Genomic DNA, 19,461 nt, shown 5'->3' with positions numbered 1-19,461 from the left:
ACTCAGGGCAAGCCTGGCACGATCAATACAGCGTTTGTCGAGCGTCTGAATGCAACCCTACGAACGTGGCTCCCAGCACTGACACGACGCTCCCGGCATGCCGGGAGCGATCAGGAGCGACTGGAACGCCATTTCTTTCTGGTTTTGGTGGCCTACAACTTCATCCGTCCCCATCGCTCCCTTCGGCTGCGGGGAGATCGTCGCTGGACCGAGCGAACGCCAGGAATGGCGGCGGGCCTGACGGATCATCCCTGGACGATGGAAGAACTCCTCTTATTTCGGTTGCCGCCTCCTCAAGCCGCTTGACCACGACTCCACGCCGTTCTGTGGTCCTACCCTGGCGATCTGACTTGCGAAAAAATCCGCCCACAGATCGCTAACCTGCTGCTCCTGGGAGTCAAGGCTGCTTGAAAGTTTCCGGACTACTGAATTTGGAAACCTGCTCTAAAAGGCGGGTTTGACAGGCAGCGGCAGCCCCAGCGAGAACGGGCAGCCCCCTCACCACGCCAGCACAACATAAAGAAAAAGGCCCACCGACGCGGGCGGCATACTTGACCGCATGGCATCCAGCGAAACCTTCGGAATCTTCATGGTGTTGCTGGCGGCGCTGTCGTTCGTCAACAGCCGCTACTGGAAATTGCCGCCCACCATCGGCATCCTGATCGGTGGGCTGCTGCTGGCCGGGGGCGTGGCCGCGCTGGACCGGCTGGGCGTGCCGCTGGCCAACCAGTTCCAGGCCACCGTGACCTCGCTGCCCTTCGGCGCGCTGGTCTTCGACTGGCTGCTGGGCTTCCTGCTGTTTGCCAGCGCCATCCAGATCAACGTGCGCCTGCTGTTCGAGCAGCGCCTGTCGGTGATCGCCGTGACCCTGCTGACCACCCTGATCACGCTGCTGACCCTGGGCGGAGGGTTTTATTTTCTGCTCCAGTGGGCGGGGATGCCCGTGCCGTGGGCGGCGGCGCTGCTGTTCGGGGCCATCGTCGCCCCGACCGATCCGGTGGCGGCCCTGCCGCTGCTCAAGGCCGCAAAAGTGCCGGACAAGGTGGAGTCGCTGATCGCCGGGGAATCGCTGTTCAACGACGGTGTGGGCGTGGTGGCCTTTACCGTGCTGGTGTCCCTGCTCCCGCCCAACCCGCAGGACGTGACCCTGGCCAGCACGCTGCTGCTGTTCGGGCGCGAGATGCTAGGCGGGCTGGTGCTGGGCGCGGCGCTGGGCTGGGTGGCCTTCGCCTTCATCCGCCGCACGGCGCTGGACGAGAACACCCGGCTGGTCATCTCGCTGGCGCTGGTGGTGGGCGGCAGCGCGCTGGCCGGACAACTGGAGGTCAGCGCGCCCGTCACGGCGGTCATGAGCGGCCTGACGCTGGTGGCGCTGCTTCAGGTGGTGCGCCGCAAGATTCAGACGGCGGCCCAGACCAGGGAGGTCTTTGCCCGCTGGGAAAACCAGAACCGTGCGCGGCTGGACGCCATCCACGATCACCTCTCCACCTTCTGGAATTTCGTGGACTACCTGCTGAACGCCGCGCTGTTCACGCTGATGGCCTTCGAGATCCTGAGCCTGAACCTGGGCTGGCCCCTGCTGGCGCTGCTGCCTGCCGTGATCGTGCTGGGGCTGGGCGCGCGGGCGCTGGGCGTGTGGCTGCCGGTCACGCTGCTGAAACGGCGCGACACCTTTCCGCCCTACACCCGCCGCCTGATGATCTGGTCCGGCCTGCGCGGCGGCGTGACGCTGGCCCTGGCCTACAACGTGCCAGACAGCGAATTCCGCAACACCCTGCTGGTCCTGAGTTACGGTGTGGTGATCTTCAGCCTGCTGGTGCAGGGGCTGACCATCCCGAAACTGGCCCGGCGGGCAACGGCGGCGGCGGAAACGGGTTATACAGACTCTGATTGAAAGGTGTTGGAAACACCTGGAAATCCGAACGGGACTCGTAGAGCTGCGCCGCAGAGGAGCAGCGTCCTCATGGGCGTCTGTCCGCGACGAGAGTGAATAGGAGAAAAAAGGGTTCCGGGCGTGGAGTGCAGAAATCGGCGCTGTCCCGGTTTCTGCACGAAACAGACGGAATCCGTTTTAGAGGCTGACCGGATACGCCAGCGTTCCCTCATAGATCGCCCGGCCCACGATGGCCCCCTGGATGCCTTCCTCGGCCAGCAGGCGCACGTCATCCAGATTGGCAACGCCACCGCCCACGATCAGGGTATTGATCCACAATTGCCGCACCTCGCGCATCAGCTCGCGGTTCAGGCCCTTGAGGGTGCCGTCACGGGTCACGTCGGTGAAGATCAGGGTTTCCAAACCTACATCGGCCAGCCGGGGCGTCAGCTCGGCCACCCCTATGCCGCTGCCCTGCGCCCAGCCGTGGGTGGCGACTTCCAGCCCGCGTGCGTCCAGGCTGACCACCACGCGCTCGGGGCCGTGCGCAGCGATCAGTTCGGCCACCAGTTCAGGATTTTTTACAGCGGCGGTGCCGATCACCACCCGGTCCACGCCACTTTGCAGCAGCGCCTCGGCCCCGGCGCGGTCCCGGATGCCGCCGCCCACCTCCACGGGCACGCCCAGTTCCGCCACGATCTGCGCGATCACCGCGCGGTTCTCGCCGCGCCCGGTGGCAGCGTCCAGGTCCACCAGATGCACCAGCCCCGCACCCAGGCCGACCCAGTGGCGCGCGGCCTCCAGCGGCGACTCGAAATACACGGTTTCGCGGTCAGGATCGCCCTCGTACAGGCGCACGGCGCGGCCCGACTGGATATCCACGCAGGGAATGATGAGGGGCGCGGCGGGGACAGGGCTGGAGGCAGTCATGGCAGGCAGCATAGCGAGGCGCGGGTGGGCCGCGCTCAGGGCCGCAGTCAAGCCGTCTAACGGTCAGCCTGCAAAAGACAGAGCTTCAGCATCTGGGTGGCCCGCCTTCGGCGCTGGGGCGGCTCGCCTGCCGCATCTCCCGCTGAGCGGCCCCACCCCGTTCACCTCTCCCAATCCATGCTCTAGACTGCCGCCCAGAGTGAGAATCGGGATCATTACCGCGACCTATCTGCCGTCCCGCAACGGGGTGGCCACCAGCACGGCGCTGTACGTGCGCGGTCTGCGGGAGCGCGGTCATGAGGTCCGCGTGTTCGCCCCGCGCCATCCGCTGATGCCCGCCCGCGAGGACGGCGTGTACCGCCTGAACAGCTCGTTTCTGGGGGCGCGGGCGCTGGGCGCTCCGGCGGATTACCCGGTGCTGCTGGCCCCCGGCCCCCTGCTGACCTCCCGCCTGCCGCTGCGCGATCTGGACGTGCTGCACACCATGCACCCGTTTCTGGCGGGGGGACTGGCGCTGAAATGGTCCCGGCTGTCGGGCGCTCCGGTGGTGTTCACGGCGCATACCCAGTACGACGAATACCTGCACTACACACCCATGCCCCCGCGCCTGGGCCGCGCCATGCTGCGCCCGCATGTCAGCGCCTTTGCCCGCCGGGTGGACGCCGTGCTGGCTCCGGGCCGCGCGATGGTGCAGATGCTTCACGGCTACGGCTACGCAGGACACGTCGAACTGTTTCCCAATCCCGTCGATCTGGCGGCGTTCCAGGCCGCAGACGGGGGGGCCTTCCGGGCCGAACACCACATCCCCCCGGACGCCCCGCTGGTGATGTACCTGGGCCGCCTGGCCCCCGAGAAGAATCTGGAGGTGATGATCCGGGCCTTCGATCAGGCGCGGGCCAGCCGCCCGGAATTGCGACTGCTGGTGGTGGGCGACGGCCCCAGCCGCCTGTCTGCGGCCAGGGACGCCCCGGAGGGCGTGAGATTTACCGGCCCGGTCCCCTACGCCCGCGTGCCCGAAGCGCTGGCCGCCGCCGACGCCTTCCTGACCGCCAGCACCAGCGAGGTCCTGCCCATGAGCATGATCGAGGCGCTGGCGGCGGGCGCGCCGCTGGTGGCCGCCCACAGCCCCGCCGCGCTGGACCTGATCGAGGAGGGCGTCAACGGCACGGTGCGGGAGGCCACCCCGCAGGCCCTGGCAGACGGCCTGCTGTTCGCCCTGCACCCGGACCGCCTGGGCGCGTTGCAGGCAGGGGCGCGGGCCCGCGCCGCCCAGTACGATCTGCCCGTGCGGACGCAGGCGCTGGAAGAGATTTACGGGCGGGTGCGGGCAGGCCACCGCAGACAGAAACCCTGAGCAGGTGAAACGACGGGTTCCGCCCACTGCCCCGCTCCGTGAATTACGCTGAGGGCCGATGCGTCCTCCATCCGACAAGCCGCCCACGGTGCTGCTGATTGCGCCCGACACCCGCCCGCAGACGCTGGAGCTGCCCGCGCAACTTGCCAGGATGACCGGGGCCGCCGTGCGCGTGCCGCCTGCCGGGGCGCTGCCAGATTTCTTCACGCCGGGGAACATGGACCTTCTGGGGGACTGGCTGCTGGGGGAGGCGGGTCAGGCGAACATCCTGATCGTCTGCCTGGAAACCCTGTGCCTGGGCGGCATGATTCCGGCGCGGCGCGTGTCGGATTCGCTGGAGGCAGTGCTGGAGCGGCTGGCCGTGCTGGCCGAGGTCAAGCGGAGTAAGCCGGACCTCCAGATTTACGCCTTCGGGGTGATCGTGCGGGTAGCCCACGACAACGATCCACACGAGGAGAAACCGTATTACGGCCAGTGGGGGCGCGAATTGCGGGCCTACAGCACGGCATTTGACCGTCACGCCCGCCACGGCGCGGCAGAGGCTGAAGCTTTGGAAGCAGCCCGCGCCGCCCTGCCCGCCGAGATTCTGGCCGACTGGCTGGGCACCCGCGAACGCAACCGCGCGCTGCATCTGGCCGCGCTGGACCTGCTCGCGGCGGGCGTACTGACCCACCTGTGCCTGACGCTGGACGACACCACGCCGTACGGGCTGGCCGCCTATGACCGCCACTTGCTGGAAGCGCGGGCCGACGAGCTGGGTGTCTGGGACCGCCTGGACCTCTACCCCGGTGCGGACGAGGTGCCCTGCACGTTGCTGGCACGGGCGCTGGCCCCGCAGACCGCGCGTGTGTGGGTGCGCTACAGCGGTCTGAGCGGCGCGGGCGCAGAGATGATCTACGAGGACCGCCCCGCCGGGGAACTGGTCCGCGCCCACCTGCGGGCGGCAGGCTGCGTGCTGGCCGACACGCCGCGCGAGGCCGACTTCGTGCTGGCGGTCAATACCCCCGGCACCCGGCAGGCCAACCATCAGCCGGATTTCGCCACGGTGGACACGCCGCACCGTCACCTCCCCGCCTTCGTGGACGCGCTGCGGGGCGATCTGGAGGCCGGGCGCACGGTCTCGCTGGCCGACATCGCCTATCCCAACGGGGCCGAGCGGCGGCTGTGGACCTTGATCCAGGGGCTGCCACTGGCGGGGCTGGCAGGCTTAAGCGCCTGGAACACGGCGGGCAACACGCTGGGAACGGCCATCGCGTTCGGCAAACTCGCGGCGCTGGGAACGGACCGGGCGGCCCATGCCGAAGCACTGTTCGCGCGGATGGTGGACGACGTGCTGTATCAATCCTTTGCCCGATCAGAGGTGCGGGAGCGGCTGAGCAATCCCAGCCCCTTCGATCTGGGCGAGCAGCGGGAAGCGGCAGAGGCCCACCTGCGAGAGATCATCACGCCGCGCATCGAGGCGCTGTGGCAGCGGCATTTCTCTGGGCGTGGGCTGGAGCTGGCAGTGGGCGCGGCGCATCTGGCGTGGCCCCGCCTTTTCACCGGAGTTTTCCCGCTTCAGGTCACGGCGTCCAGAATCGACGGACACCCAGCCACTCCGGCAGGCGATGGTCCATTTGTATGACGCGTGGCAGACCGCCGTGTGTAACTTTGGGGCCATGAGTGACCGTCTGGCCCTGCCCACTGCCGCCGCCCTGGCCTTCCTGACGCTGGCGCTGTGGCTGTACCTGCTGCTGTTCCAGGCGGCGGGGGTGCAGGTGGCCAACCGCAGCGGCGCGGTGATCGGCGGCCTGACCGTCTGCCAGAGCGGCGGCGACTGCCTGCACCGCGAGCATCTGTGGCCGCGCCAGATCTGGCGCATTCCGCTGGAAAAGGTCCAGGCGAATCAGGTCAGACTGACCGTGCAGGAGGCGGGCGGCCAGCGCCAGTCGGCTTCCCACTCGCCGAAAACCGCCGGAAGCCGCCCGTCCTTTGTGGTGGGCCAGGGCGGACGCATCGAGGTGCAGTGAGGCTGGGCTTGATCGGCGGGGCACAATAGGCCCGTGAGCGAACCTCGCCCCCGCACCCCCCTCTTCTCTGCCGGTTCAATCGTCCGCAAACGGCCCCCGGCCACCCCGGCGCGGCTGGCGGTGGGCGCGGTCCTGTTCGGGCTGTGCGCGCTGGGTGCGTGGCTGACCATTCCCCGCCCGGATGTGCGTGTGATCAACGCCAGCGGTCAGATCGTGACCGTTTCGGTGCAGGGGGGCGGGGGAGCGGCCACGCAAAAGCTAGGCGTGGACCGTGTCTGGGCCGTCAAGCAGGACTTTGCGCCGGGTACACTGCGGTTTCAGGTCAAGCTGCCGGATCGGCCTGGGGTCAGTACCACCCTCGCCACGTCCACCCTGCCCGTACGCGTGGCGATTGCCGAGGACGGACGGATCGCGCCCCGCTGAACGACTTTGCATTTGCCATGTTTGCCCTTAGGAACACCCATCTCGCAACAGCCCATCTCGACTGGATCGCAGCGCCTGAAAAAGCTTCCCTGTCCGTTCTGACGGGCGTGTTAGCCTCTGCCTCAAGCACAAGGAGGCACACATGACGGACACACTTGCAGGCGGTTTTCTGCCCTTCGAGCATGAACCCTATTTCAACTTCGCTCAGCCGGACGTGGCGGAAATGCAGCGGACGGCCTTCCAGCAGGTGCGCGGGAAGTACGTCGGGCAAACCTTTCCCCTGTACATCGGCGGCGAGCAGGTAGAGGGCGGCGAGACCTTCGGGGTCCCCAACCCCGCCGACACGCGCGAGACCGTGTGGCACTTCCCGAAAGCCACGCCCGAGCAACTGGAAGAGGCCATCGCCGCCGCGAAAACAGCCTTCGAGAGCTGGCGCTTCAGCGATCCGCTGCAACGCGCCACCATCTTCAAACGGGCCGGGGAACTGCTACGGGCGCGGCGCATGGAATTCAACGCGGTCATGACGCTGGAAAACGGCAAGAACTGGCCCGAGGCCGACGGCGAGGTGGCCGAATCGGTGGATCACTTCGAGGTCTTTGCCCGCGAAACCCTGCGCTGGGCGGCGGGCAAGCCGGTCTATCCGATGCCCGACGAGCATGTCACCACCGTCTACGAGCCGATTGGCGTGGTGGCCTGCATCAGCCCCTGGAACTTTCCCAGCGCGATTCCGCTGGGCATGGCGCTGGGCGCGATCGCGGCGGGCAACACCGTGATCTGGAAACCCGCCAGTGAAACGCCCCTGAGCAGCCTGCTGATGGTGGAACTGCTGTATCAGGCCGGACTGCCCAGGGGCGTCATCCAGTTCCTGACCGGCACCGACGACGTGCTGGGCGATCCGCTGGTGGACCACAAGGACATTCGTATGGTGGCCTTTACCGGCAGCCGCGAGATCGGGTGCCGTATTTTCGAGCGCGCCGCGAAGGTACAGCCTGGCCAGAAGTGGCTCAAGCGCGTGATGGCCGAGATGGGCGGCAAGGATCCCACGGTGGTCTGCGCCGACGCCGATCTGGAAGCCGCCGCACTGGGCATCGTGCAAAGTACGTTTGGCTACGCGGGCCAGAAGTGCAGCGCGTGCAGCCGCGTGATTGCCGAGGAAAGCATCTATGACAGCCTGCTTGAAATGGTCACGAAACTGGCGGCAGAAGTGAAAGTCGGCCTTCCCGAAGACAACGCGCCCCTCGGCCCGGTGATCAGCGCGGGCAGCGCCGAACGCATCATGAAGTACGTGGAAAGCGGCAAGAAGACGGCCCGGCTGGTGCTGGGCGGCGAACGCGCAGATGTGGGCGAACGCGAGGGCGGTTATGTGCAGCCCACCATCTTTGCCGACGTGGACAGCAGCGATCCCCTGTTTCAGGAGGAAATCTTCGGCCCGGTCCTGGCCTTCTCCAGGGCGCGTGACTGGCGACACGCCATCGAACTGGCGAACGACTCCGACTACGGCCTGACTGCCGCCTTCTACAGCCGCGATCCGCACAAGCTGGCCGAGGCCCGAAAAACCATGCAGGTGGGCAACCTGTACCTGAACCGCAAATGCACCGGGGCACTGAGCGGCACCCATGCCTTCGGCGGCTACGGCATGAGCGGCACCAACGCCAAAGTGGGCGGCCCCGACTACCTGTTCTGGTTCCTGCAAACGAAGACGATAGCCCAACGCTACTGATCTCGAACTGGGAGGGCAGGCGTCGGCAGTGGCGTCTGCTCTTTTCCTTGACCCGAACAAATAGACGCTCGGAACGGGCTGGTGAGGACGGAGGATGCCCAATCTTTCCAACCCACACACATGAAAAGCGGACGCCCGAAAGCGCCCGCAAGAGAAAGAAAAGTTGAGGTCCTGATCAATTGATCAGGGATTTACCAGCGGCTGCCGCCACCCCGGTTTCCGCCGCCCATACCGCCGTTGCCGCCCATAGGGGCAGGTGCAGCGTTGGTCACGACGACGTTCTTGGCCTGTGGGCCTTTGTTGCCCTGACCAGCTTCGACTTCGAATTCCACTTCGTCGCCTTCGTTGAGCTTGCGGAAACCGCCGCTCTGAATGGCGCTGTAGTGCACGAACACGTCGGGGTTACCCGGATGCTCGATGAAACCGTAGCCTTTCTCAACGTTAAACCACTTTACTCGTCCTTGAGCCATAAATCTCCTTGCATCTCCAGGTCCGCCGCCCGGTAAGCCGCCCTCTGGGCTGCAACCGCACAATGGCGCGGGGCCTGAGACCGCCGTAGTATCGCACGTCCTGCCTGTTAAATGTAGAACCATGAAGATCTTGAAGGAACGCTGGAACGCTGGGTCGCCCTCCAGGCGCAGCCCAGGCGCACTTTTGAACCGGGTCCAAAGCGAGTGGGGCCGAATCATCCTGAGCTGATGACCTCAGTTTAGGCAGTTGCCAGGACGGGCAGTTGGGCGACGGGTGCTACCCTGAACACGACTTCATTGTAATTTGCCTGGGGCGGGGCCGATACGGTTCGCTGGCCCGGCCCCGGAGGAACACATGCCGCTCTACGCTCTCGACGGACGCTCTCCCCAGGTGGACGCCACCGCATTCATCGCCCCCAGCGCCGACCTGATCGGACAGGTTTTTATTGCCGAACAGGCCAGCGTCTGGTTTGGCGCGGTACTGCGCGGCGATATCGAGACCATCACGGTGGGGGCGGGCAGCAACGTGCAGGACGGCGCGGTGCTGCACACGGACGCCGGGCATCCCTGCGTGCTGGAGAGGGGCGTCACGGTGGGTCACCGGGCCATTGTCCACGGCGCGGTGTGCGGGCCAGGCAGTCTGGTGGGCATGGGCGCGGTGATGCTCAGCGGCTCCAGCCTGGGTGCGGGGGCCGTGCTGGGCGCAGGCGCGCTGCTGCCGGAAGGCGCACATGTCCCAGACGGTATGCTGGCGCTGGGCGTTCCCGCCCGCGTGGTGCGGCCTGTTTCCCAGGGAGACCACGCCGCCCGCTACGTTCAGAATGCGGCCCGCTACAATGGACAGCTTCAGATGGTCCAGCCCAGTGTGGCAGCTTTTCAGGAGGACCACAGCCAGGTTCTCGCGTCCGGCAAGTAGTTCAGTTCTCCCGTCCGGCAACTGGGCCGTGGAGAGTCAACCCCGACAAATCGGGCGCAGCAAAGCGCCCTGAAGCCCCGAAGGAACTGGTGGAACATCTGTGACCGACGATCCCAATTCACCCCGGAAGCCGCAGCGTTCAGAAGCCCAAGATTCACAAGGCTCTGAAACGCCGCGCCCGGCACAGCAGAAGCCCGAGCCGACGCCGACGCGGTCACCGTCTGGACGCCGCACCGCGCAGGGGTCCAGCCAGCCTCCTCAGCAGCCTCAGACGCAGGAGGCAGCCGCTCCGACTGCGCCTCAACCTCAGCCTGCTCCGGCTTCCCCGGAATCCGCCCCGGTACCCACCATCCGGGTCACACCCTCGCCGCAGGCCATGTCGCCCCAGCCCGCCGCCGCACAGATGCCCACTGCACAGCCTCCTGTTGTACAGACTCCCGTTGCACAGACTCCGGCAACGCAGACCCCGACTGCGCCCGCCGAGGAGCTGGCCGAACTGGTCCCGGAGCTGACGCCCATGTTCCCCGGCGCGTCCCCGTTTCTGGCGCGTTTCCTGCCACACTCCGCGCCCACCTACGCAGGACTGAACGAGAGTTTCTGCGATCTGCACGCCTTTCTCAAATTCCTGCACGAGCATTCCTGGTATGGCTACCTGTACGCCGTGCTGGGCGATCAGACCGCCTACGTGCTGCTGTTCGAGGGCCGCACCGTCACGGCAGCCGCCGCCAGCGCCACCGGGGAACAGGCGTTGGGCGAACTGCTCAACCTGTACGAACAGGGCGCGTCATTGAGCGCCCACCCGCTGAGTCCGGTCTACGCCCACGTCCTGAGCGGCATCGGTTCGCGAGCCTGGAAATTCAACCTGACCGAGGACTTCACCGGTCTGCACGCCCGGCCCACCGGGGCCATCTTCTACGCGCGCGGCGAGATCGTCGCGACGCTGCCCGCCACCCTGCCCTACGAGGGCGCGTTCCCGGCCCCTCTGCGCCCGCAAACCCTGATTCTGCCGCGCAGTCTGGCGGGCTGGGCGCACCACCATTACAACCTGACCCTGCGGGGCCGCGACGGCATGAACGCCATCACCGACGTGTATCACGTCTTCAGGGGCGAGTACGGCGAGGCGGGCCTGACCTTCCTGCGGGCGCTGGGCGAAAAGCTGACCCCCGCCGAATACGCCATGCGCTCGGACGCCGCGCTGCACGATCTGGAGCCGATGGTTCACAGCTTCGTGAAAACCGGGTACGTCCGCGAAGTGTAGGCAGGGAAGCTCAAAGAAGTGGGGCGAGGAATAGCATCCTCGCCCTTTTTGCTGCTCCGGTCAGTTGGCGGGCTGCCGCCCATATCCTTCCGAAGCTGGGGGAAGGTGGGATGCGCCGCCCACGTCGTCCTCGCTGAGCATCCACAGCCTGTAGGCCGCGCCGTCGTCCAGCGCCTGCGCGGTCGGCAGCGTTTCGCGCGATTCCACGAAGTAACGTCCCGAGACCATCACGGGGTCCGCCGCCAGATGAATGCTGGTCTGCGCGCCCTGCTGCGGGGTCAGGCCCAGGCGGCTGCCCAGCGAGAACAGCGGATTGTCCTGCCCGAAGCCGGTGGAGACAAAACCGGGGTGCAGCGCATTGGCCTGGAGCCACGGGTTGCGCCGTGCCAGCTCGCGCGTGAACAGGATGTTGGCCAGTTTGCTCTGGCCGTAAGCAGCCCAGCCGCTGTAGCCGCGCCGGAACTCTGGATCGTCAAAACGGATGCGGCCCATCGCGTGCGCGCCCGAGGATACCGTGACTACCCTGGGGGCCTGGCCCGCCCGCAGCAGCGGCAGCAGCTCCCGCGTCAGCAGGAAGGGGGCGAGGTGGTTGAGTGCCCAGGTCAGCTCCACACCTTCGCGGCTTTCCTGACGCTTCGTGTAGAAAGCCCCGGCGTTGTTCACCAGCACGTCCAGGCTACCCATGCGGTCGCGGAATTCGGCGGCCACCTGCCGCACCTGCTGCATTTCCGCGAGGTCCGCGATCAGCGTTCCAGCAGCCCCGATCTCGGCGGCCACCCGCGCCGTCTTCTCCGGGTTGCGGCCCAGCACCGTCACGGCGGCCCCCCGCCGCGCCAGTTCCCGCGCCGTCTCCAGCCCAATGCCGCCCGTTGCGCCCGTGACCAGCACGGACCTTCCTTTCATGCTCTGCATTCCCTGCGTCGTGGTTGCGGTCATCGGTCCAGCATACGGGGCGGGCAGGGGCAGAACCGGGTGTCTGCACGCCAGATGAACGCCGGGGCCGCGCACCCCAGCCAAAAGAAAGGACCCGATCCTTTTTCGATCCGGTCCCCCTGGGCGCTGTGGACTTCACCCGGCCCACCTTTAAGTTGTGCGCTGTGATGTCATAGTAAACGATTTCATGTCACAGCACTGTCACCGGACGATGAGAGACCGCAGAGTTTCTCTTGGTCTGGGGCAAAGATTGAGAAAAGGCCGGGGCAAAACCAGGCTGGCCTCCTGGCCATCTGCTATGGTCGGCAGTTCTTACAAGATTAGATGACCTCACGGTAAGCCACGCTCTCGCTGCGGTTCTGCAACTCGCTGCGCAGATATTGCAGACGCGGATGCTCCAGCCGGGGATCGTTCGCCAGAATGTGCTTGGCCAGTTCGCGGGCGCGTTCGATGACCTCGGTATCATTGGCAAGATCGGCCAGCCGCAGATCGGGGATGCCGCTCTGACGGGTGCCGCGCAGCTCGCCGGGACCGCGCAACTTCAGGTCTGCCTCGGCAATCACGAAGCCGTCAGTGGACCCCTCGATGATCTTGAGGCGCTTGCGGGTCTTCTGGCTGTGTTCCCCGGCGATCAGCACGCAGTAACTCTGCTGGCTCCCACGCCCTACCCGGCCCCGGAGCTGATGCAACTGCGCCAGCCCGAAGCGCTCAGCATTCTCGATCACCATGACCGTGGCGTTCGGCACGTCCACGCCCACCTCGATCACCGTGGTAGACACCAGAATGTCGAACTCGTGGGCGCGGAAGCGTTCCATCACGTAGTCCTTCTCGGCGGCGCTCATTCGCCCGTGCAGCAGGTCAATCCGGGCTTCGGGCAGGATGGTCTTGAGGTCCTCGGCCAGTTGGGTGGCGGCCAGCAGCTCCAGCGTGTCGCTTTCCTCGATCAGCGCCGTGACCACGAACGCCTGCTGGCCCTCGCGGATCTGCTTCATCACGAAGCCGTACGCCTGCACGCGGTGAGTATCCTGGAGCAGTTTGGTTTCGATGGGAATGCGTCCCGGCGGCAGTTCGTCGATGACGCTCAGCTCCAGGTCGCCGTAAGCGGTCAGGGCCAGGCTGCGCGGAATGGGGGTGGCCGACATGACCAGCACGTCCGGGCGGCTGGCGAGCAGCTTGCGCCGCTGCTGGACGCCGAAGCGGTGTTCCTCGTCCACCACCGCCAGACCCAGGTTATCGAAGCGCACATTCTCCTGAATAAGGGCCTGGGTGCCCACCACCACGTCCACGTCGCCCTCCGCGATGCGGGTGTGCATTTCCAGTTTGTCTTTCGGGGTCATCGCGCCGATCAGCAGGCCCACTCGCACATCCAGTTGCCCCAGGTAGCCACGCAGGTTGGCGTAATGCTGCCGCGCCAGGATCTCGGTGGGGGCCATCAGCGCACCCTGGTAGCCGTCGCGCACGGCCAGATACAGCGCGCAGGCCGCCACCGCCGTCTTGCCGCTGCCCACGTCACCCTGGATCAGCCGGGCCATCTGCTGATCGCCGCGCATATCGTCGGTGATTTCCAGCAGAACGCGGCGCTGGGCATTCGTGAAGCGGAAGGGCAGGGCGGCCTCGAAGCGGTTGATGTCGTCACCTTTGGCCTGGAAGCGTTTGCCCTGCAACACCGAGTCCTCACCCTGAAGCAGCATCCGCAACTCCAGAAACAGGTACTCGTCGAAGCGCAGGCGGGAGGTGGCCCGGCTCAAATGCGCCTCGTCACTGGGAAAATGCTGGCCCCACAGCGCGTCGGCCAGATCGGTGATGCCGTACTTCTTGCGCCAGTGGACCGGCAGGTAATCGTCCAGCGGCGCGGCCCCCAGCGCCCGGAAGGCCGCGCGGCGCAGAAATTCCTGCGAAATCCCGTCCTTGGCGTCGTACACGCCCACGATGCGCCCGGTGCTGAGGCTGTCCTGGGCATTGTCCAGCGTCTCCAGATGCTCCACGCCCAGTTGCACGCTGCGGCCAAACTTCTTGACCCGCCCGGTCAGCACCAGCGCCGCGCCCTCGCGCAGTTGTTTTTCCACCCACGGCTGGTTGAACCACGTCGCCTTGACCCGCCCGCCCGACGGCGTTTCCAGCGTCACGTCGATGACCAGCATGCCGGGACGCGGGCTGCGGCGCGACTTGGCCACCACCCGGCCCTCCACCGTCACCTTCTGGCCCTCCTCCACATCCGACAGATCGGGCAGGGCGCGGCGGTCCTCGTGGCGGTGCGGGTAGGCGTGCAGCACGTCGCGCAGTGTGTGCAGGCCCAGCGTCTGCAATTTACGCGCTCCGCCTGGGCCAGTGTCCAGCCGTGCCAGAGGGGCGTCGATGGGCAGGCGTTCGCCAGGGGCGGCGGTGGGCACAGCCTGCCGGGCGGCGGGACGCGGGGCGCGCGCAGGTTTGACTTTCTCCCCATCCGAGAGGGCCGCCAGCGCCGTTTTCAGAACCTCCTCGCGCTCGCCCACGCTCAGTTCGCCGTAGCCGCCCAGCACCTCGCGGATTTTGGGGAAGGGGTTGCCCAGCGGCGAGGCCAGCAATTTGTCCACGCCCCCGGCCACCACGCGGTTCTGACACCCGGCGGCCAGTTCGGCGGCCAGCGGACGCCTCAGCCGTTCACGCAGTTCTGCCACTGTTGCCATGTCCACCTCCCCCGGATCAAACCGCCGGGCCGCAGGCTAGCAGAGGCGCGGGCGAACGTCCGTGACGCGCTTCGCGGTGCGGCAGAGATGGCCTGGGAGTCAGCTCAGCCGTGTTCCGGCAGCCGGGCCAGCGCGTGCCGGGCGCGGGCCACCTTGAATTCCATCTGGGTGTCGAATTCGTAGGGCTCGTTCATCAGAAACCAGTACAGGTCATGCAGGGTGGTCAGGGCCAGATAGGCGCGGTAGCGGGTCAGGGTGGCGGGGGCGCGGTCCGGCAGGAAGCTCAGGGCGGCCTCCAGACTGCGCCCGGCCCCGAGCAGGTCCAGCGTGCCGGTCTTGAGCAGCGCCAGATCACGCAGGGGATCGTCCCAGTCCGCCCGCGTCCAGTCGATCAGCAGCACTTCCTCCGCCTGACCCGCACCCTCCTGAGCGGAACGCGCCGCGTCTGGAGCGTCCGTGATCAGGATGTTGTCGTGCCACATGTCCAGGTGGCAGAAAACGGCTTTCTGATCCAGCAGCCCGCGCTCCAGCGGCAGCTCCACCGCCCCGAACAGGTCCGAGAGCGGATAGGCGGCCAGGGCGCTACGGAAGCGCATCAGGCGCTCGCGGACCCTGTCCAGATCGACACGCCCCCCCTGCTGGCTGTGCAGCGTGGCCACGATCTGGCGCAGGTGGGGCAGGGCGCGCGGCACGTCGGCGGCAGCCAGCGGATGACCCGCGAAACGGCGCATGATCAGCGCCTCTACCCCGTCGGCCTCTGTGACGCCCAGCAGCCAGCCGTCCATGCCCGCCTGGAGCATATTCCGGGCCTCGGTGCGGTGCTGGCCCTTAGTGCGGTTGCGGTAGACCTTGACCACCGCCGCGCCGTCCTGGGTGGTGTACACGCGGCTCTGCATCCCCGAATCCATCGGCGTCAGGGGACCGTAGCGGGCCTCCAGTTCCGGGAAGTGCTGGTGCCCCGCCGTGCCGGAAGGGGTGGAACGCAGGGTCACGCCCGTTTCACCGGAGCGGCCCGTCTCTGAATACACGGATTCCAGGCACGCGAATTTCAGATAAGCAGATTTCAGACACGCAGATTCTGGACAGACGAATTCTGGACAGACAGGCCCTGGCCAGACCGTTCATTTTGCAGGCGGCTCGGCGCTGACCTTTTCCATCAGACCGACCAGCCGGGGGTCCAGCCCCTTGCCCGCCTGACCGCGCAGCCGTTCGGGATCGCCCAGCCGCACGTAGGCGTTGGCGACGGCCAGAATGCGGGCGTACAGCGGAATGTCCTCGCCGGTCAGCTTGTCGGGTTCGCCCTGACCGTCCCAGCGCTCGTGGTGGTGGCGCACGGCCTTCTGCGCCTGCGCCAGGTGCGGCACGCCGTGCAGGAAATTCGCGCCGACCTGCGGGTGGCCCTTCTCGCCGTGGATCTTGCCCAGATCGTGCAGGGTGGCGGCGAACCACAGCTCGTCCAGTTCGCGGTCAGCCAGACCCACGGCGCGGCCCAGTTTCACGCTGGCCTCTGCGACAGCCTGGGCATGCCCCAGCCCGTCGAATTCCTGGCTCTCGAAGGCCTCCACCACCGCGCTGCTGACCTGCCGCGCGGTCAGTTTCCATTCCTCGCGGCTTTCCAGCAGCCCCAGCAGCGGCGCAATCGCGGTGGCCCAGCGCGTGACCAGTTCCTGCGCGGCGGTCCCGATGTCCTCCGAGGAGTTGCGGTCCAGCACCAGCGCGCCCAGATTGCGCCCCCGGTCATTGACCGGCACCACCAGCGACAGCGCCACGTCCCGCATCCCGCAGGTATCCAGGATGCCGTGCAGCTCCGGCGGATTGGCCGCGTACAGTTGGCCCGCGCCGTCACTGAGAACCCGGGTGCGTGGGGTGGTCCAGGGGCCGGACAGCGGCGTGCCGACCAGCGCCTTGGGGTAGCCGAACACCGCCGCCACCCGGTCCTGCGCCGCCTTATCTGACGCGGCCCGGTCCTGGCCCTGTGCCCGGTGCGTCACGGCGTAGCCGCGCAGGTTGCCGCCCAGCAGAAAACTGGCGTGGCTCAGCGCGCCTTCCAGCACGCCTTCATGGGTAGGCCGCGCCAGCAGATCGTTCAGCACGCGCACAGCCTCCATATCGCCCGCAGGAGCGCTGGAATTGGGAACGCGCGCCTCGGCGGACGCGAGCGGGGGCGGCTGGGGGGGGCGGGGGCGTCGGAACACGGTGAGGGCAGTATAGCCGCGTCTCAGGGAAAGGGGAGTGAAACATCTGCCAGACGGAACAGACTGGGCCAGATCACCTTCGCAATTCAGAAAAGATGCTGTGGGGCACGGAATTTTTCTTTCCCAGATTCGCTGGGGGGAGGGGGGGGTATCCAAACCGTCCGACAAACGAGGGTGATGCTGCACGCGCTCCCCAAGCATCCACTGCACCCTCTCTCTGTCCGGCCATACGCCACCCGGCCTACCCACCCTGCGACTTTCGGCGGATGCGTGGGCCATGGCAGCGGCGCACACTGACATCACTTTCGGGCGGGGCCTTCCACACAGCGGAGAGCATCGACAACCCACTCGCAAAGTTGCTGGCCCTGCCGTCCGAGTGAAGATGGCAGGGCTGTTTTGCATGTGGGCGGCCCGAATCCCGTGCATCACCCCCTTGACCCCGCCGCAGACCGTATGCTGGCGCTGAATGACGTTTACCCCCCGGCCCAGACCCGAAACCTTTAACCCTGCCCGCGAGCTGGCCGTGCGGGTGCTGCTGCGCGTGCTGGCAGGAGAAAGCTTTGCCGCCCCCGCGCTGGACGCCGCGCTGCAACAGGCCCACCTGCCGGGCCGCGACTCGGGGCTGGCGACGCACATCGTCTACGGCACGCTGCGCCACTTTCCCAGCCTGGACACCGCGCTGACCCCCATGCTGACCGGGGACACGCACCCCAAGGTCCGCGCGCTGCTGCTGGCCGGGGCCTTCGAGAAGCTGTATCTGGACACGCCGCCGCACGCGGTGGTCAGCGAGTACGTCAATCTGGCACGCGGCGCACGGCTGGCCCCGCCGGGACTGGTGAACGCCGTGCTGCGGCGGATCGAAGCCCCCGCGCCTTCAGAGGTGACGCGCACCGAACTGCCGGGCTGGCTGGCCGACATCTACCGGACGGTGTACGGAGCCGGGGCGGACGCCATCTTTGCCGATCTGCTGACCCCGCAGCCGTTGTGGCTCAGCGTGTCCGACGCGGGCTTCAAGTCCCTGGAAGCCGAGGGCAGCCGCATGCAGCCCGGCCCCCAGGGGACGGACCGCGTGGAACTGTCACGCCCCCTGCGTGAGACCGAGGCCTTTGCGCGCGGCTGGGCGCAGCCGATCAACCCCGCGAGTCTGGCCTGCGTAGATGCGCTGGGAGATGTGGACGGCCAGCGTGTCCTCGATCTGGCCGGGGGCGCGGGCATCAAGGCTGCCATGCTGGCCGCGCGCGGGGCGCAGGTGACCAGCGTGGACCTGCTGCCCCGCAAGCATGGGCAGGCGCAGGCCAACCTGGAACGCCTGGGCCTCAAGGCCGAATTCCTGACCCACGATCTGACCCAGCCGCTGGACCTTGCCCCCGCCGCCCATGTGCTGCTGGACGCCCCCTGCACCGGCAGCGGCACCCTGCGCAGCCACCCCGAGATCAAGCTGCGGCTGACCCCGGAAGCCATTTCGGGCATGGCGACGTTGCAGGCGCGGATGTTGCCCAACGCCGCAGCGCTGGTGGCTCCGGGCGGCACGCTGGTCTACTCGGTCTGCTCGGTCACGCCGCAGGAGGGGCCGGGGGTGGTGGCCGATTTCCTGGCCGCGCATCCCGAATTCGTGGCCGAGGACGTGCAAGAGGTAGAGGTGCCGCACGTTCCCGCCGGAGACGGCCTGCTGACCGTGCCGGAGGACGGAATCGACGGCTTCTTTATCGCCCGCCTGCGTAGACGCGCCGATTCTTCCATCGGCTAGGCTGGGCCATGACTCCTGCGCGCTGGTTGCTGCCTGTTCTGCTGACCCTGAACGTTTCCGCCCACGCCCAGGCTGCGCCGAACTGCGCGCTGGCGGATATCGTGGACGCCGGCGCGTACGCCACACTGACCATCGACAGATGGAGTGAGGCCGATCAGGACAACGCCTCGTACAACTGGGCCGAATGCCGCGCAGCCCGGTTGAAAAAGGAACTCCTGGCGTTTCCGAAACTCAGCGCCCGCATGGATGGCCTGCGGAAACAGTACCGGGAGATGCGCGCCCTTGAAGGCCAACTGGCAGGCATCCGGGCCGGGGGCGGCACCCTGTACAGCCACGCCGTTCCACGGATGTATCCTGGCCTCGAAGTCCAGTTGCACAGTCTCTCGGCGCTGGCCCGCAGTTCGCTGGGCGCACAGACCGGCCAGCGTTACGGACAGAAGATCGCGCAGGCCGCCACCGAACACATCGCGTATATCGCCGCCCTGCGGGCTTACCAGCCTGCCCCGGGCGAACAATTCAGCGTCTATACCCCCCAGGGATGGCAAGCGGCGGTGGACCGTTACGAGGCACTGGGCCGCGCCGTCATGCAGACGCTGGGCAGCCGGGAAGACGCGGCCACGGCGCTGGGCTACAGCATTCTGGACACCACGACATTCGGGGCCGAAGACCTGTATTGATCAATGGTTCGGACAGTTTTGACCACCCTCAAGCCGCTTTGACCCCCAAATCCAGCGGCCTGGACGGATGTTTTCCTAATTCGGCAAATCGTGCCTGGAGACCTAGATTGCTCAGTATTCGCCACGCAAAGAGCCGGTTGAAGGCCCGCCGCTTGATGTCTTCGTAGGAAGACACCAGTGAAGTGGCCGGGCGACCCTGGAGGCCAGCGGCCTCCAGCAGCACTTCTGCCCGTCCCAGACTGAGCGCGAAGAACGCAGTATTCCAATGGTTCTCCAGAGCCTGCGTCTGA

16 protein-coding genes and 2 pseudogenes are annotated in these 19,461 nt (G+C 66.9%); 11 read left to right on the top strand and 7 right to left on the bottom strand.

Annotated elements, in window-relative coordinates:
• Positions 1–306 (top strand): annotated as a pseudogene (locus tag Q319_RS28350) (IS1-like element ISBeg1 family transposase); the annotation flags it as partial.
• 253 nt (positions 307–559) lie between these two features.
• A complete protein-coding gene (locus tag Q319_RS0117420; RefSeq protein WP_029483734.1) occupies positions 560–1,894 on the top strand; it encodes a cation:proton antiporter in 1,335 nt (444 codons plus the stop codon).
• A 177-nt stretch (positions 1,895–2,071) separates the two neighbouring features.
• Here the strand turns inward: Q319_RS0117420 and hisA are convergent, their stop codons facing one another.
• The gene (gene hisA / locus Q319_RS0117415) at positions 2,072–2,815 is read right to left on the bottom strand and encodes a 1-(5-phosphoribosyl)-5-[(5-phosphoribosylamino)methylideneamino]imidazole-4-carboxamide isomerase (protein WP_029483733.1); all 744 of its coding nucleotides are present in this window, start codon (positions 2,813–2,815) and stop codon (positions 2,072–2,074) included.
• A gap of 187 nt (positions 2,816–3,002) precedes the next feature.
• On the opposite strand from hisA, the gene Q319_RS0117410 reads away from it, so the two are divergent.
• The 5 genes from Q319_RS0117410 to Q319_RS0117390 all read left to right on the top strand — a co-directional run bounded on the left by Q319_RS0117410 (position 3,003) and on the right by Q319_RS0117390 (position 8,309).
• The gene (locus Q319_RS0117410) at positions 3,003–4,157 is read left to right on the top strand and encodes a glycosyltransferase (RefSeq protein ID WP_029483732.1); all 1,155 of its coding nucleotides are present in this window, start codon (positions 3,003–3,005) and stop codon (positions 4,155–4,157) included.
• A gap of 58 nt (positions 4,158–4,215) precedes the next feature.
• Positions 4,216–5,781, top strand: a complete 1,566-nt coding sequence (locus tag Q319_RS0117405) for a DUF4127 family protein (RefSeq protein WP_029483731.1) — start codon at positions 4,216–4,218, stop codon at positions 5,779–5,781.
• A gap of 34 nt (positions 5,782–5,815) precedes the next feature.
• Positions 5,816–6,166, top strand: coding sequence for a hypothetical protein (locus Q319_RS0117400; protein ID WP_029483730.1), 351 nt, complete (start codon positions 5,816–5,818; stop codon positions 6,164–6,166).
• A gap of 33 nt (positions 6,167–6,199) precedes the next feature.
• Positions 6,200–6,589, top strand: coding sequence for a hypothetical protein (locus Q319_RS0117395; protein WP_029483729.1), 390 nt, complete (start codon positions 6,200–6,202; stop codon positions 6,587–6,589).
• A gap of 142 nt (positions 6,590–6,731) precedes the next feature.
• The gene (locus Q319_RS0117390) at positions 6,732–8,309 is read left to right on the top strand and encodes an L-glutamate gamma-semialdehyde dehydrogenase (RefSeq protein WP_029483728.1); all 1,578 of its coding nucleotides are present in this window, start codon (positions 6,732–6,734) and stop codon (positions 8,307–8,309) included.
• Between the two features lie 191 nt (positions 8,310–8,500).
• Here Q319_RS0117390 and Q319_RS0117385 read toward each other — a convergent pair whose 3' ends face one another.
• On the bottom strand, positions 8,501–8,779 hold the full coding sequence (locus tag Q319_RS0117385; RefSeq protein ID WP_029476324.1) for a cold-shock protein: 279 nt from the start codon (positions 8,777–8,779) through the stop codon (positions 8,501–8,503).
• Positions 8,780–9,134: 355 nt separating this feature from the next.
• On the opposite strand from Q319_RS0117385, the gene Q319_RS0117380 reads away from it, so the two are divergent.
• Entirely contained in the window at positions 9,135–9,695 is a 561-nt protein-coding gene (locus tag Q319_RS0117380; RefSeq protein ID WP_029483727.1) for a gamma carbonic anhydrase family protein, read from the top strand.
• 100 nt (positions 9,696–9,795) lie between these two features.
• Positions 9,796–10,953 carry a hypothetical protein gene (locus Q319_RS0117375; RefSeq protein ID WP_245619332.1) on the top strand — a complete coding sequence of 386 codons (1,158 nt, stop codon included), beginning with the start codon at positions 9,796–9,798 and terminating at the stop codon, positions 10,951–10,953.
• Between the two features lie 60 nt (positions 10,954–11,013).
• Here the strand turns inward: Q319_RS0117375 and Q319_RS0117370 are convergent, their stop codons facing one another.
• From Q319_RS0117370 to Q319_RS0117355, 4 genes are all read right to left on the bottom strand, one after another.
• Complete coding sequence (locus Q319_RS0117370) at positions 11,014–11,889, bottom strand: SDR family oxidoreductase (RefSeq protein ID WP_245619330.1); 876 nt, start codon at positions 11,887–11,889, stop codon at positions 11,014–11,016.
• A gap of 317 nt (positions 11,890–12,206) precedes the next feature.
• Complete coding sequence (gene recG / locus Q319_RS0117365; protein WP_029483724.1) at positions 12,207–14,552, bottom strand: ATP-dependent DNA helicase RecG; 2,346 nt, start codon at positions 14,550–14,552, stop codon at positions 12,207–12,209.
• Positions 14,553–14,656: 104 nt separating this feature from the next.
• Entirely contained in the window at positions 14,657–15,544 is an 888-nt protein-coding gene (locus Q319_RS0117360; RefSeq protein ID WP_029483723.1) for a phosphotransferase family protein, read from the bottom strand.
• A gap of 129 nt (positions 15,545–15,673) precedes the next feature.
• Positions 15,674–16,747, bottom strand: a complete 1,074-nt coding sequence (locus tag Q319_RS0117355) for an HD-GYP domain-containing protein (protein WP_029483722.1) — start codon at positions 16,745–16,747, stop codon at positions 15,674–15,676.
• Positions 16,748–17,213: 466 nt separating this feature from the next.
• Here Q319_RS0117355 and Q319_RS0117350 point away from each other — a divergent pair, with 466 nt between their 5' ends.
• Both Q319_RS0117350 and Q319_RS0117345 read left to right on the top strand, forming a co-directional pair.
• Positions 17,214–18,494, top strand: coding sequence for an RsmB/NOP family class I SAM-dependent RNA methyltransferase (locus Q319_RS0117350; RefSeq protein ID WP_034415629.1), 1,281 nt, complete (start codon positions 17,214–17,216; stop codon positions 18,492–18,494).
• Positions 18,495–18,502: 8 nt separating this feature from the next.
• On the top strand, positions 18,503–19,171 hold the full coding sequence (locus Q319_RS0117345) for a hypothetical protein (protein ID WP_029483720.1): 669 nt from the start codon (positions 18,503–18,505) through the stop codon (positions 19,169–19,171).
• Positions 19,172–19,199: 28 nt separating this feature from the next.
• Here Q319_RS0117345 and Q319_RS28345 read toward each other — a convergent pair.
• Positions 19,200–19,461, bottom strand: a pseudogene (locus Q319_RS28345) (hypothetical protein); the annotation flags it as partial.

Origin of the sequence: Deinococcus marmoris DSM 12784, assembly GCF_000701405.1 — a bacterium.
In the GTDB taxonomy this organism is placed as follows: domain Bacteria; phylum Deinococcota; class Deinococci; order Deinococcales; family Deinococcaceae; genus Deinococcus; species Deinococcus marmoris.
This window is presented reverse-complemented; position numbering and strand designations above follow the sequence as displayed.

Bases quoted from the DNA above. Each gene is read 5' to 3' on its own strand.
- Q319_RS0117420 (WP_029483734.1), top strand. From the start codon at position 560: ATGGCATCCAGCGAAACCTTCGGAATCTTCATGGTGTTGCTGGCGGCG.
- hisA (WP_029483733.1), bottom strand. From the start codon at position 2,815: ATGCTGCCTGCCATGACTGCCTCCAGCCCTGTCCCCGCCGCGCCCCTC.
- Q319_RS0117405 (WP_029483731.1), top strand. From the start codon at position 4,216: ATGCGTCCTCCATCCGACAAGCCGCCCACGGTGCTGCTGATTGCGCCC.
- Q319_RS0117400 (WP_029483730.1), top strand. From the start codon at position 5,816: ATGAGTGACCGTCTGGCCCTGCCCACTGCCGCCGCCCTGGCCTTCCTG.
- Q319_RS0117390 (WP_029483728.1), top strand. From the start codon at position 6,732: ATGACGGACACACTTGCAGGCGGTTTTCTGCCCTTCGAGCATGAACCC.
- Q319_RS0117385 (WP_029476324.1), bottom strand. From the start codon at position 8,779: ATGGCTCAAGGACGAGTAAAGTGGTTTAACGTTGAGAAAGGCTACGGT.
- Q319_RS0117380 (WP_029483727.1), top strand. From the start codon at position 9,135: ATGCCGCTCTACGCTCTCGACGGACGCTCTCCCCAGGTGGACGCCACC.
- Q319_RS0117370 (WP_245619330.1), bottom strand. From the start codon at position 11,889: ATGACCGCAACCACGACGCAGGGAATGCAGAGCATGAAAGGAAGGTCC.
- recG (WP_029483724.1), bottom strand. From the start codon at position 14,552: ATGGCAACAGTGGCAGAACTGCGTGAACGGCTGAGGCGTCCGCTGGCC.
- Q319_RS0117350 (WP_034415629.1), top strand. From the start codon at position 17,214: ATGACGTTTACCCCCCGGCCCAGACCCGAAACCTTTAACCCTGCCCGC.
- Q319_RS0117345 (WP_029483720.1), top strand. From the start codon at position 18,503: ATGACTCCTGCGCGCTGGTTGCTGCCTGTTCTGCTGACCCTGAACGTT.